General features: G+C 63.2%; 13 protein-coding genes. 5 read left to right on the top strand and 8 right to left on the bottom strand.

Annotated features, from left to right (window positions below; genetic code table 11):
- Positions 1-108: 108 nt before the first annotated feature.
- Positions 109-540 (top strand): MarR family transcriptional regulator, encoded by a 432-nt coding sequence (locus G7020_RS11270; RefSeq protein WP_181084416.1) that lies wholly within the window; start codon positions 109-111, stop codon positions 538-540.
- 1 nt (position 541) lies between these two features.
- On the opposite strand, the gene G7020_RS11265 is transcribed toward G7020_RS11270, so the two are convergent.
- A complete protein-coding gene (locus tag G7020_RS11265; protein ID WP_181084414.1) occupies positions 542-2,722 on the bottom strand; it encodes a patatin-like phospholipase family protein in 2,181 nt (726 codons plus the stop codon).
- 71 nt (positions 2,723-2,793) lie between these two features.
- Between G7020_RS11265 and G7020_RS11260 the strand changes: the two genes are divergently transcribed.
- Positions 2,794-3,075 (top strand): SelT/SelW/SelH family protein, encoded by a 282-nt coding sequence (locus tag G7020_RS11260; protein ID WP_181084412.1) that lies wholly within the window; start codon positions 2,794-2,796, stop codon positions 3,073-3,075.
- Positions 3,076-3,151: 76 nt separating this feature from the next.
- Here the strand turns inward: G7020_RS11260 and G7020_RS11255 are convergent, their stop codons facing one another.
- The 5 genes from G7020_RS11255 to G7020_RS11235 form a co-directional block, all read right to left on the bottom strand.
- The gene (locus G7020_RS11255) at positions 3,152-3,577 is read right to left on the bottom strand and encodes a type II toxin-antitoxin system death-on-curing family toxin (RefSeq protein ID WP_181084410.1); all 426 of its coding nucleotides are present in this window, start codon (positions 3,575-3,577) and stop codon (positions 3,152-3,154) included.
- A gap of 10 nt (positions 3,578-3,587) precedes the next feature.
- Positions 3,588-3,809, bottom strand: a complete 222-nt coding sequence (locus tag G7020_RS11250) for an AbrB/MazE/SpoVT family DNA-binding domain-containing protein (RefSeq protein ID WP_181084408.1) — start codon at positions 3,807-3,809, stop codon at positions 3,588-3,590.
- Positions 3,810-3,931: 122 nt separating this feature from the next.
- Positions 3,932-4,810: a DMT family transporter gene (locus tag G7020_RS11245; RefSeq protein WP_181084407.1), complete on the bottom strand. Its 879-nt coding sequence runs from the start codon at positions 4,808-4,810 to the stop codon at positions 3,932-3,934.
- 127 nt (positions 4,811-4,937) lie between these two features.
- Positions 4,938-5,702: a helix-turn-helix domain-containing protein gene (locus tag G7020_RS11240; RefSeq protein ID WP_181084405.1), complete on the bottom strand. Its 765-nt coding sequence runs from the start codon at positions 5,700-5,702 to the stop codon at positions 4,938-4,940.
- Between the two features lie 73 nt (positions 5,703-5,775).
- Complete coding sequence (locus G7020_RS11235; protein WP_181084403.1) at positions 5,776-7,164, bottom strand: adenylate/guanylate cyclase domain-containing protein; 1,389 nt, start codon at positions 7,162-7,164, stop codon at positions 5,776-5,778.
- Between the two features lie 169 nt (positions 7,165-7,333).
- Here G7020_RS11235 and G7020_RS11230 point away from each other — a divergent pair, with 169 nt between their 5' ends.
- Positions 7,334-7,774, top strand: coding sequence for a nucleoside deaminase (locus tag G7020_RS11230; RefSeq protein WP_181084401.1), 441 nt, complete (start codon positions 7,334-7,336; stop codon positions 7,772-7,774).
- A 7-nt stretch (positions 7,775-7,781) separates the two neighbouring features.
- Here the strand turns inward: G7020_RS11230 and G7020_RS11225 are convergent, their stop codons facing one another.
- Positions 7,782-9,233: a TrkH family potassium uptake protein gene (locus tag G7020_RS11225; protein ID WP_181084399.1), complete on the bottom strand. Its 1,452-nt coding sequence runs from the start codon at positions 9,231-9,233 to the stop codon at positions 7,782-7,784.
- A 191-nt stretch (positions 9,234-9,424) separates the two neighbouring features.
- On the opposite strand from G7020_RS11225, the gene G7020_RS11220 reads away from it, so the two are divergent.
- Together G7020_RS11220 and G7020_RS11215 are read left to right on the top strand one after the other, a co-directional pair.
- Positions 9,425-9,796 (top strand): YkgJ family cysteine cluster protein, encoded by a 372-nt coding sequence (locus G7020_RS11220; protein WP_181084398.1) that lies wholly within the window; start codon positions 9,425-9,427, stop codon positions 9,794-9,796.
- A gap of 151 nt (positions 9,797-9,947) precedes the next feature.
- A complete protein-coding gene (locus G7020_RS11215; protein ID WP_181084397.1) occupies positions 9,948-10,520 on the top strand; it encodes a nitroreductase family protein in 573 nt (190 codons plus the stop codon).
- Between the two features lie 54 nt (positions 10,521-10,574).
- Here G7020_RS11215 and G7020_RS11210 read toward each other — a convergent pair whose 3' ends face one another.
- A complete protein-coding gene (locus tag G7020_RS11210) occupies positions 10,575-11,930 on the bottom strand; it encodes an ATP-binding protein (RefSeq protein ID WP_181084395.1) in 1,356 nt (451 codons plus the stop codon).
- Positions 11,931-12,010: the final 80 nt, after the last annotated feature.

Below are 12,010 nucleotides of genomic sequence, written 5' to 3'. Positions count from 1 at the left end.
CCAATAGACGAGACACATATGGTTGCGAGTCCGACCTATGAGCTATTGCCAGCCCATGGCCGCTGTGGTTAGCTGGCTAATAATTAGTTTTGCAGGAAAGCCCGCGTCATGTACCCCGATCAACACCGATTCGCCATGCAGTTGGCGCAACTTTCGCGTGGCTGGCGCGCCGAGCTGGATCGCCGGCTGGCCGATCTCGGCCTTTCCCAGGCTCGCTGGCTGGTTCTGCTACACCTCGCGCGTTTCGACCATGAGCCGACCCAGCGCGAGCTGGCGCAAAGCGTGGCGGTCGAAGGGCCGACGCTGGCCCGGTTGCTGGATGGCCTCGAAGCGCAGGGGCTGGTACAGCGCAAGGCCGCCCCGGAGGATCGGCGGGCCAAGCTGATCACGCTCCGGGCTGCGGCGCGGCCCATGATCGAAAAGATCGAAGCGATTTCCACCCAGGTCCGCCATGAACTCTTCAACGGTATCGATGAAGAGGACCTGCGCAAGTGTCAGCAGGTACATGCGCGAATTCTGGCCAATCTGGTCAAACGCTAGCTCAGAAGCTGCGCCCAAGATTCATGTACAGCGCCCGCTCGGCTTCATCATTCAGGCCGTAGCTGAAGTTCAGCGGGCCCAACGGCGTTTCGTAACCGATGAAGATGCTGCCGGCATTGATGTAGCCGCTGTCGAACTCGTTGTCGTTGTTCCAGGCGCGTCCGCGTTCCAGGGATGCGCCCAGGTACAGCGGGAAATCGAGTGGCAGGAAGGAGCGCGGCGTCATTCGGCGGAAATAGATCAGCCGTGCCAGGCTGATGTTCTGTCCGGGCAAGGCGTCCTGACGAAAGCCGGACAGTTGCCGCGCGCCGCCGAGCATGAAGCTTGAGGTGACGACTTCCGCATCATCCAGCGTGCGTCCGTAGCGAGCCCCGAACACCAGGGTGCTGGGGCCGTGGCTGACAGCCTTGTCCAGCTTGAATTCCCACTGTCGGTAGCGCTCGTCGGAGCCCAGGCCCTTGTCGTACTGGCGCAGCCTCAGGCCGATATCCTCGCCTTCGCGGGGGAAATCGACGTTGTCCACCGTGTCGAACGAATACTGCAGCTGGTAATAGCCTTCCTCGAAACTGAAATCCGGCAGATGCGGGTCGCCGATACGCACATCCGCCTCGCCCCAGGCCTGGCCGATGCCGAAGCGGATTTCGCCATTGTTGGCGATTTGCCGGCCCAGATGCAGGCCGTAGCCATAGCGTTGCAGGCGGTATTCGGCGATGGGGTCGTTATCCATGATCGCCTCGACGTTCTGGTTTTCGGCGAACAGGCTGGGCGCCACGAACCAGCGTGATCCCGCGTCCAGCGGCTGATAGAACTCGCTGAAAAGCTCCTGATGATCACCCAGTTGCAGGCGGGTCAGCCATTCGGCGCCCAGCTCGTTGATGCCGTTCTTGCGATAGCTGGCGCCAATGTTGAACGCGCTGTCGCCGCGAAAGTCGTCCGAGAGGTTGATGCCCAGGCGCAGATAGTCGGTGCCGGAGCGTTTTTCACGGGTGGTGATGACCAGGGTATTGCCGGGTTTGCCATGCACCACGCGGTATTCGACCTGCTCGAAGTAGTCCAGGCCATACAGGGTGCCCATGTCTTTTTGCAGGTCTTGCAGATCCAGCGGCTCACCGATCTGCTGGCGGATATGCCGGCGGATGACCGCATCGCCGACTTTCGAGTCGTTTTCGATGCGTACTTCGCTGATCAGCGGCGTGCGCGGTTCGGCGCTGCGGGCCAGGCTCAGCGCCGGGTTGCCGCCGCTTTCGCTGCGCATCGTGAGCAGGCGGGCATCCAGCGCGCTGGCCGCACGGTAGCCGGCATCGATAAGCTGCTCGGCGCGACCGAAATCGGTCGAGCCGAAGCCGGCCAGCGCCGGCTGGATCAGCAGATCCTCCGGGCGCAGCGTCGCCAGCTGCGCTTCGGAGTTGCGTCGGGTCATCATGGTGATCGACTGGTTGAGCACATCGACGACCGTCAGTAGCTCCTCACGTGTATGCAGGGGTGAGCCGATATCCACCACGATCAGGCGCTCGACGCCCATGCCGCGAGCGACGTCCATGGGGATGTTGTCGACCATGCCGCCGTCGACCAGCAACCGACCCTCGATCTCGACCGGCGCGAACACGGCGGGAATCGACATGCTGGCGCGAATCGCCTGGGGCAGGTGGCCGCTGCGGAAGATCACCTTCTTGTCGTTGGCGATATCGGTGGCCACGGCGCGAAAGGGGATCGGCAGGCGATCGAAATCACGGGTATCGCTGGTATGCACCAGCAGCCGTTCGAGCAGCAGCGCCAAGTTCTGCCCCTGGATCACCCCGAGCGGCAGGCCGAGGCTGCCATCGTCGCGAAAGCTGAGCTTGCGCTTGACCAGAAAGTCGCGGTCGTCCTGCTTGCGCCGGAAGGGCACATCCTGGCGTGGAGGATCGTCGGAGAGCACCTGCTGCCAGTCGAGTTCGAGGGCCAGTTTTTCCAGTTCATCGATGCTGTAGCCCGAGGCATAAAGCCCGCCGATCACCGCGCCCATGCTGGTGCCGGCGACGGCGTCGATGCGGATGCCGCGTTCTTCCAAGGCTTTCAGCACGCCGATATGGGCCAACCCGCGTGCCGCCCCGCCGGACAGGACCAGGCCGGTTTTCGGCTGGAAGTCGGCAAATCCTGCCATCGGCAGCAACAGCATCAGCAAAAACACTAAACGGGACATGACCATACCAGGCTTGGGTGCGAGAAAGGGCGGCTATTATAGGCGCTCCGTCAGCCACCGAAGGCATGCTCATGTCCGCTACCAAACCGGAAATCGTCATCACCTATTGCACCCAATGCCAGTGGCTGCTGCGCGCGGCCTGGCTGGCCCAGGAGCTTTTGTCCACCTTCGCCGATGATCTGGGCAAGGTTGCGCTGGTGCCTGCCACCGGCGGGACGTTCCATATCACCTGCGATGGCGTGCAGATCTGGGAGCGCAAGCTCGATGGGGGATTCCCCGAAGCGAAGGAACTCAAGCAGCGCGTGCGCGACCAGATCGACCCGCAGCGCTCGCTGGGTCATAACGACCGCTGAACCGGCCATCAGCGTAAATGCCAGATTGATCGTTTCCGCGCTCCCGCGTGGAACGTGGGGGATCGAGGGGGCGAACTCAACGATAGCGGCTCGCCGCCTCCTGTACCGCGCCTGGCCTGTCGATAACGATTCGGCTGCGCAGCCAGCGGGCGAATTCGGCTTCGTCGATGGAGCCTTCGGCCAGGCCGATCATGGCGGCATATTTTTCTTCGTCGCTGGCGATCAGCTTGCAGTGGTTGAGCTGAAGGAACACGCGATAGCAGACATGTGCCGTGCGTTTGTTGCCATCGACGAAGGGGTGATTGCGGGCCAGACCGAAGGCCAGGCTGGCGGCGAGATCGGCCAGATCCGGCGCGGGTTCGCCATAGGTATGGAGCTGCTGCGGACGGGCCAGGGCCGAGTCGAGCAGGCCTTCGTCGCGTACGCCGCTACCCCCGCCATGCTCGGCCAGTTGGCGGTCGTGAATGGCCAGGGCCAGCGCCTTGCCGATCCAGACGATCATGCTGCGATTCTCATTGCGCCAGTTTGTGCAGGACCTGCCGATCTTCGCGCATGACCAGTTCAGCCACCTCCATCTGCTCGGCCAGGGTGGGGTCGAATACGCTGAGCTTGAGGCCGTCCGGCGTCTCCAGGGCGTACAGCTCGTCTCCTTTCTCCAGGCGCAGGCGCGCCAGTATTTCCTTCGGCAGGATGACACCGGCGGAATTGCCGATGGAGGTGATCTTGAGCTTCATGGCGGGGGCCTCTGAACTGACGTTAGTACGGATGGTATAACCAGTCGCCGGCAGTACGCAACGGAACATGAACGGACGGTGCGTCGAGGCCTGCTTCAGGCAGAACGACCGTTGGCTCTGATTCAGCCCGCGTTGGCTGGCCTGGGCAGTGATGCGGTCTTCAGGCGGCTGGTGATCACCGTCGCGAGAATGATCAGGGCGCCGCCCGCCGCCATGCCCAGGGTGGGCCGTTCGTTGAACAGCCACCAGGCAAAGGCAATGCCGTACACCGGTTCCAGGGCGAAGATCACCGAGGTGGTTCGCGCTTTCAGTACTTTCAGGCTGGCGACGAACAGGCTGTGCGCAAGGCCGGTGCAGAACACACCGAGCAGCACCAGCCAGAGCCAGTCCAGTGGCGGAACCTCGGGTAGCGAGTTCCAGCTCAGAGGCAGCAGGCACAGCAGGATGATGCCGTTCTGCCAGAGCGCGGCCTGCACCGGATCGATACCGCGGGTAACCGCGCGGTTGAGCAACGACAGCAGGGCGAACAGCAGGCCGGAGAGAATGCCGTAGAGCAGGCCGACCGTGTTTTCGCTGGCCAGATCGAACGCCGGCGTGACCAGCACCAGGCCCGCGCAGACCAGGCCCACCAAGGCGAATTCGACCGGACGTGTGCGTTCGCGGAACAACACCCCTTCCAGCAGCAGGGTAAAGGCCGGGAAGCTGGCGAAGCCCAGGGTGGCGATGCCTACTCCAGCGATTTTCACTGCGATAAAGAAGGTGAGCCAGTGACCGCCCAGCAGTAAGCCGCCGAACAATAGGCCGCCACGTTGACGCCAGTTGGGGCGTGCGCCGCTGCTGCGCAGAAACCGGGCCGCCAGCAGCAGCGCGAGGACCGCGAACAGGGCACGACCGAAGGTGATGGTGAGCGGGGCGCTTTCAGCCAGTTTGCCGAATACCCCGGAGAGGCCGAACATCAGCGCGCCGAAGTGGATCGCCAGCAGGGCGTTGCGGCGGGTCATGGGTGGTTGCCCGGTGCGGGAGAAAATCTGAAGCCGATCATGCAACCTCGGTACGGGCACGCCTGGCGCTGCCATGATTTCTATTGGCCCATGGTAAGGCCCGCCGTGTGGGCCGTCTGTCGCAGCCCTATCGGCAATTGTCGAGCGACTCGCGGCGCAGCGCTCTCGGGGTACGACCGAACTCACGGTTGAGGGCGGCGGTAAAGGCGCTTTGCGAGGCATAGCCGACCCGGGCGGCGATCTCGCCCACAGCCAGCCGCGTGCCGATCAGCAGCTCCCGGCCCTGTTGCACGCGGCGCCGGCGGACGAACTCCATGGGCGTCATGCCGGTCTCGCTCACGAAGCGGGCATGGAAGCGTGGCACCGAGAGACCGGCCAGGCGCGCCAGATCCCGGACCTCGAGCGGATGCCCCAGGTGGCGCTCGACGTGTGCGTGGATCGCTGCCAGGGGAAGCGGGCTGCTCTGCATGACTGGCTCGCAACCACCGGCAAGGCTGGCCAGAAGCAAGGCGGCCCCTTGTTCGCTGATGACCGGATCGTCGACCGGGCTGGCTGCGAGCCAACCGACCAGCTGGCTTTGCGCCGGACTCAGGTGCAAGGCCGCGGGTTTCTCCAGTAGCCGCCGGCCGGGCTCCGAGTGATGGCCGAGCCGTTGCTGCAGCCAGTTGTCGTCGGGAATATCCAGAATCAGGCAGCGGCTACCCGAGGCGCTGCCGCAGGCATGGCGCGTTTCGCTCGGGACCACCGCCAACTGTTGCTGCTGGATGCGGCTTCCGCGGCCATCCATCTCGAAATCCAGCTGCCCGCGCAGGCCGAACACCAGCTGGGTGTGCTGGTGGCTGTGGACGATCTGGTCGTGGTTGTAATGGCGCAGTGAGAGGATCGGCGGCATGGGTGAACTCGTCAGCATCTGGATGCGATGTTCGCTCGGCACTCCTCGGAGCGCAATCACCGGCACGCCGATGCTACATGATGACCTTGTCGCGCAGCTTGTCTGCTGCCTGGTTGAGCGCCTGGATCACGCGTTCCTTGTCGAAGTTCTGTACGCCATTGGTGTCCAGGTACATGGAGAAACCCGGCAGTTCGTGCTCGACGAAGCTGGATGTCGCGCCCAGGTCGCGGCGGAAGTCCACCACCTGGTAGATCTGCACCGGGCGGGAAAAGCCCTTGACCGTGATCTGGCCCTTGTCGCGGCACATGATCACGTCCTTGACCAGCGAATAGGTCTCGTGGGAGATGAGGATCTCGCCGGCTTCGGCGGAGCTTTCCAGGCGGCTGGCCAGGTTCACTTCGCGACCGATGATGGTGTAGTCCATGCGCGTATCGGCGCCGAAGTTGCCGACCGTGCAGTAGCCGGTATTGATGCCCATGCGGATTTCCATGGGCTTGGTGATGCCCTGGGCGCGCCACTGCTGGCGCAGCACCTTCATGTGCTTGCGCATGGCGATGGCCATCGAGACGGCCGCCACCGCATCCTTCTTGGCCCCCTGGCTGGTGGGGTCGCCGAAGAACACCATCACGCAGTCCCCGACGAACTTGTCGATGGTGCCGCCGTACTTGAGGGTGATCTTCGACATCTCGTTGAGGTAGTTGTTGAGCAGGTCGGTCAGGGCTTCGGCTTCGAGTTCTTCTGACAGTTCGGTGAAACCCTTGATATCCGAAAAGAACACCGTGAGCTTCTTGCGCTGGGTTTCCAGGCGCACGCTGCGCTTGCCGGAGAAGATCGATTCCCACACCTGCGGCGAGAGGTATTTGGCCAGGTTGCGGGCCAGCCGCGCGGCCTTGGCCTGTTCCGCTTCCACTTCGTGACGCACTTGCGCCAGATGTACGCCCTGCTGGTGCACGTAATAGGCGGTGATGCAGATGTACAGCGTGGTGAACAAAATGCTTACCGCCGAGACCAGCACCGGGGTCGTGCCGCTGAACTGCAGAGGTACCAGCAGGCTGGTCATGCCAATGCCGGCGAGGACCAGCAGCAGTGTCATCAGCCAATGCCGCAGGCTGCCGATCACCAGGGCGCTGAAGCTCAGCGTCAGCAGGAACATCAGGCTGGGCACCAGCGCACCACCGAACAGCACGATGCCCGCACCGGCATTCAAGGCGTCGAGGCAGAGCAGCACTTGTGAAGTCCGCTCCGGGTGCTCACGCTTGAATCGATAGCTCAGGTGATAGGCGAAATGCGGGTAGAGAAGGGTGTACGGCACCATCCACAGGAGTTCGATGGCAAAGTACTGGGTATAAACGCCGGCGGCCAGCGTGGCCGCGCAGGTCAGATAGGCAAGTACCCTGGCGTAGTACTCTCGCAGCGGTCGGGTCGCAAGGCCGTTACGCCGTTCACCGGTCACGGTTGGCATCTATGATGGCTATCCCTGGAAAGGCCTGCGCTCTGGTATGCGCCCGTTGTAAGTTGCTGCGCATCGCCAGTGTAAGTGGGGCGATCATAACAAGTCGCCGAGGTTGCGCCAAACCAGTGATTTGGCCAGGCAGCACCCGAAATGACTCTTGGATACGAGGAAGCAGCGGATGGACATATACATGCAGGCGGCAATCGAAGAGGCGCGGCAGGGGCTGGCTGAAGGCGGCATTCCCATTGGTTCGGTGATCGTCCATCGCGGGAAGATCATCGGGCGTGGGCATAATCGCCGGGTTCAGCAAGGCAGTGCGGTGTTGCACGGCGAGATGGATGCTTTCGAGAATGCCGGGCGGCAATCGGCTGGCGTGTATGCCGAGTCGGTTCTTTACACCACCCTGTCGCCGTGTGCGATGTGCAGCGGCGCCATCCTGCTCTATGGCATTCCCAGGATCGTGATCGGCGAGAACCAGACCTTCCTGGGCGAGGAGAATTTGCTGCGCGAACGCGGGGTGAAGGTCGAAGTGCTGCAGGACCCGGGCTGTGTGGCGATGATGCGGGGTTTTATCGAAAGCAGTCCCGAACTGTGGAACGAAGACATCGGCGAACCATAACCAATGCTCAATGGCGCCAGAAGGCCGGGGTCAATAGCACCAGCACGGTGATGATTTCCAGTCGTCCGAGCAGCATGCCGGCGGAAAGCAGCCATTTCGCGGCATCCGGCAGCGGCGAGAAATTACCCGCCGGGCCGATGACCGAACCCAGGCCGGGGCCGACGTTGCACACTGCCGATGCCGCGCCCGTGAGCGCGGTGAGCGGATCGAGCCCGAGCATCGCCAGGCACAGGGCCAGCACGCCGATGGTCATGGTGAAGAAGAACGAGAAGGTCAGGATGGACCGGACGATTTCCTCATCGAGATTGTGCCCGTTGTATTGCTGGCGGATGACCGCGCGCGGGTGCACGAGCTGTTGCAGGTTGGCGCGCAACAGCGCATAGGCGACCTGGAAGCGGAACATCTTCAAGCCGCCGGAGGTCGAGCCCGAACAGCCGCCGATAAAGGTCAGGTAGAAGAAGACCATCACCGCGAAGCCGCCCCACTGGGTGTAATCATTTACCGCGAAGCCGGTGGTGGTGACCACCGAGACCACGCTGAAGGTCACGATTCGCAGCGAATCGAGCAGGCTGTCGTCATGGTTGATCCAGTACCAGCCGCTGAAGAGCAGGCTGGTGATCGCCAGCAGGATCAGGAAGCCGCGTACCTGCTGATCGCGCAGCAGCGCGCCGTGATTGCCTCGCGCCGTGGCGACATAGAGGGTGAAGGGCAGGCTGCCCAGAATCATGAACACGATAGCCACCCAGTGCGCCGCCGGGCTGAACTTGCCCAGCGAGGCGTCGGAGGTCGAGTAGCCACCGGTCGCCACGGTGGACATGGCGTGATTGATGGCATCGAAGGCACCCATGCCGGCCATTCGGAAAGCCACGTAAGCCGCCAAAGTGAATATCACGTAGATGACGAGCAGGTACTTGCCTGCCATGTGCGAGCGCGGCATGACCTTCTCCGACCAGTCCGAGGATTCGGTCTGGAACAGGCGCATGCCACCCACGCGCAACAGCGGCAGGATCGCCACCGCCATGCCGATAAAGCCGATGCCGCCGAGCCAGTGCAGCAGGGAGCGCCACATGAGCAGGCCGGGAGAGGCGCTGTCCAGGCCGGAGATCACCGTCGCGCCCGTGGTGGTGATGCCTGACATGGTTTCGAAAAAGGCATCGGTGTAGCTGATGTGATGGATCAGCATCATCGGCAGGGCGGCGAAGCAGCACACACTCAGCCAGCTCACCGTGGTCAGGAAATACATGTCGCGCGGGCGCAGATTGGTATTGGCCGGCCTGCCGGGCAGGACCAGGGCGAAGCCACAGCCGAAAGTGATCAGGCTGGCCCAGATGAATGCGTGCAGGTCGTCGGTGCGCTCGAACGCGAGCAGCGCCAGCATCGGCACCACCATGCTGACGGCCAGGGTAATCAGGAAAATGCCGAGAATGAAACCGATGATGCGCAGCGTCGGCAAGGCCATGTGTGTGGAGGGCTCGGCACTATGAGGAAGGCCGACATTCTACCCGTGTGGCAACGGCAGTAAACCGCTGATCGAATGGTTGAAAAAACTTTCGCGGTGCCCTGCCGGGAGGCTTTTCTCGGGCGCATGGCGGTGAATAAAATAGCCGCTCTGGCGCCGGCCCTTTGCCGGCTTTCTGGTGTTCATCATCCATGTCGATCGACAATCCCTGCCTCACGTGCGGTGCCTGCTGCGCGTATTTTCGCGTGTCTTTCTTCTGGGGCGAATGCGCCTCGTCCGGCGGTACGGTACCGGATGGCGCCACCGTGCAGATCAGTCCCTTTCACGTTGCGATGCAGGGCACCGAGGCCAAGCCGGCGCGTTGCGTCGGGCTGATGGGCGATGTGGGCTGCGGCGTGCGCTGCACCCTTTATGAGCAGCGCTCGAGCACATGCCGCGAATTCGAGGCTTCCTGGGTCGACGGCCAGCACAATGCCCACTGCGATGCGGCCCGCGCAGCTCATGGTCTGCCACCGCTGACACCCCCTCTGGCACCGCAGGTATCGCCTGATCGGGTGGCGTGAGGGCGAGGCGATTCCGTGCCTGGTGCCTGGCGGGCTTCGGAGTTGGAGTCATCACCGGTAAGCTGTCTTCCTTATACAGGTCTCGATATCAATCGTCGGGGCTGACAGGTCGTTGAAAAACGACCTGTGAATCTGAATGAGGAGATGGTGGATGGATGCGTTCGACCTGTTGCTCAATCGTGTTTCGGTCACCCGGCTGGTCGATCCGGCGCCGACGGCTGCGCAGCTGGAGCTGATGTTCCGTGCTGCGCTGCGGGCGCCTGATCATGGGCAGTTGCGACCCTGGCGTTTTCTCACCATCGAGGGTGAGGCGCGCGAGCACCTGGGCGAGCTACTGGCCGAAGCCCTGCGCCAGCGCCAGCCGGATGCCTCGGATGAAGTGCTGCACAAGCCGCGCAAGATGCCGCTACGCGCGCCGCTGCTGGTGGCGGTGATTGCCTGCCCGGTAACGCATCCTAAGGTGCCCGAAGTCGAACAACTGCTCGCTGTGGGCTGTGCGGCCCACGGTTTGCTGCTGGCGGCTCATGCGCAGGGGCTGGGCGCGGTGTGGCGCACGGGGGAGTTCGCCTATGACCGGTATGTCGCCGAAGGGCTGGGGCTGTCGGCGGGCGAACAGTTGCTGGGATTTATCTATCTGGGCACGCCGGAAGGCGGCTTGCGCAAGCCGCCGGTGCTGGAGCCGAAGGATTTTGTCAGTCAGTGGAACGGGAAAATTATTCTGTAGGGCCGAACTTGTTCGGCCACAGATGCAAAAGGCCGAAGGAATTCGGCCCTGCAGTCATGCTTGCTCGGGCAGCCTGACTGATTCCGGCGAGGCATTGAGCGGCAGCTTCAGGCTGGCGACAAAGCCGCCCTGGGGGTGATTGCTCAGCAGCAGTTCGCCGCCGTGGCGCTCGGCGGCGCGGCGGGCGATGGCCAGGCCCAGGCCGTGCCCGGCGGTGGTCTGGCCGGGTGCGCGGAAGAAGGGTTCGCTCAGGCGCGTCAAGTGCTCAGCGTCCACGCCGGGGCCGTGATCGCGAATGCTCAGGGTCAGCCAGTCGGCTTCAACCTGGGCGCGCAATTCGATGGGCATGCCTTCAGGGTTGAAGCGCAAGGCATTGCGCAGCAGGTTGTCCAGTGCCCGTTCGAGCATGTCGGGCCAGCCGCGCAGCGGAATGCCGCTCTGCACCTGGCTGTCTATAAGCTGGTTCGGTGCCACGATGCGTGCATTCTCTACCAGTTGCTGGAAGATCGGCTGCAGGCTGACCGCGCTCGCTGCGCCGGGTTCGGCGTCGAGTCGCGCCAGTTCGAGAATTTCGCTGATCAGTGCTTCCAGGCGATCGCATTCCTTGGCCAGGCGTGGCCAGATGACTTCCCGTTCGACCGGGGTAGCGCGTTCGGCAAGGGCCAGGGCGATGCGCAGCCGTGCCAGAGGCGAGCGTAGTTCATGGGAAACGTCGCGCAGCAGTTGTCGCTGGCTGCCGATCAGGCGCTGCAGGCGGGCGCCCATGCGGTTGAAATCCTTGGCCAGCACGCCCAGTTCGTCACGGCGCTTGGCCAGTCGGGCCAGGGAGTTCTGCTGATACGTGGTCTGCCCGAGGTCATGCACCGCGCCGCGCAGGCGATCCAGCGGGCGGGTGATGGAAAGGGTCAGCAGCAGGCTGAAGCCGGTCAGCACGATCAGCGCGATGCCCAGCGCGCTCAGCGGCCAGAACAGACTGTCGCGATGCCAGGCCTGCAGTTCGGCGTTGGGAATGCGGTAGATGAACAGGTAGGTTTCGCCGGAAAGCGGGCTGGTGTAGTCGGTAGTCAGGCGACGCCAGGGCAGGCGGCCGGCCTGGTTTTGCTGGCGGGCCTCGAAGGCGGCGGCGCGTGCCGGAAAGGTGCCGCGTATGACCGGCTGGCCGTTTTCGGCGAGGACCTGGACGTCGATATGAAAGCGATGCCGGTGCCGTTCGAGCATGAATTGCGCGGCGATCGGCCCCTGGCGTTCATAGACCTGAGTCCAGATTTGCGAGAGCTGCTTGACGCCGGGGTGGCGGTTGATGATCCAGGTGTCCTGATTCAGCGCATGCCCCAACAGCATGGCCAGGCCGGCGACCAGGGCAATGGCCAGCCAGAATGTCGCAAGAATGCGCCAGAACAGGGATCGCACCGGGTAGATACTCCAGGTCAGGGGTTGATGAAATTACCATTGGAGCGTCGGGTTATGAAAATCAGGGCCGCGGAAATGCT

This window comes from Stutzerimonas stutzeri, from assembly GCF_013522825.1.
GTDB lineage: Bacteria > Pseudomonadota > Gammaproteobacteria > Pseudomonadales > Pseudomonadaceae > Stutzerimonas > Stutzerimonas stutzeri_AK.
Note: the sequence above shows the minus strand (reverse complement) of the source record. Positions and strands in the feature narration are given on the sequence as shown.

Coding starts and splice junctions, on each gene's coding strand:
- G7020_RS11270 (WP_181084416.1), top strand. CDS start 109: ATGTACCCCGATCAACACCGATTCGCCATGCAGTTGGCGCAACTTTCG.
- G7020_RS11265 (WP_181084414.1), bottom strand. CDS start 2,722: ATGTCCCGTTTAGTGTTTTTGCTGATGCTGTTGCTGCCGATGGCAGGA.
- G7020_RS11260 (WP_181084412.1), top strand. CDS start 2,794: ATGTCCGCTACCAAACCGGAAATCGTCATCACCTATTGCACCCAATGC.
- G7020_RS11255 (WP_181084410.1), bottom strand. CDS start 3,577: ATGATCGTCTGGATCGGCAAGGCGCTGGCCCTGGCCATTCACGACCGC.
- G7020_RS11250 (WP_181084408.1), bottom strand. CDS start 3,809: ATGAAGCTCAAGATCACCTCCATCGGCAATTCCGCCGGTGTCATCCTG.
- G7020_RS11245 (WP_181084407.1), bottom strand. CDS start 4,810: ATGACCCGCCGCAACGCCCTGCTGGCGATCCACTTCGGCGCGCTGATG.
- G7020_RS11240 (WP_181084405.1), bottom strand. CDS start 5,702: ATGCCGCCGATCCTCTCACTGCGCCATTACAACCACGACCAGATCGTC.
- G7020_RS11235 (WP_181084403.1), bottom strand. CDS start 7,164: ATGCCAACCGTGACCGGTGAACGGCGTAACGGCCTTGCGACCCGACCG.
- G7020_RS11230 (WP_181084401.1), top strand. CDS start 7,334: ATGGACATATACATGCAGGCGGCAATCGAAGAGGCGCGGCAGGGGCTG.
- G7020_RS11225 (WP_181084399.1), bottom strand. CDS start 9,233: ATGGCCTTGCCGACGCTGCGCATCATCGGTTTCATTCTCGGCATTTTC.
- G7020_RS11220 (WP_181084398.1), top strand. CDS start 9,425: ATGTCGATCGACAATCCCTGCCTCACGTGCGGTGCCTGCTGCGCGTAT.
- G7020_RS11215 (WP_181084397.1), top strand. CDS start 9,948: ATGGATGCGTTCGACCTGTTGCTCAATCGTGTTTCGGTCACCCGGCTG.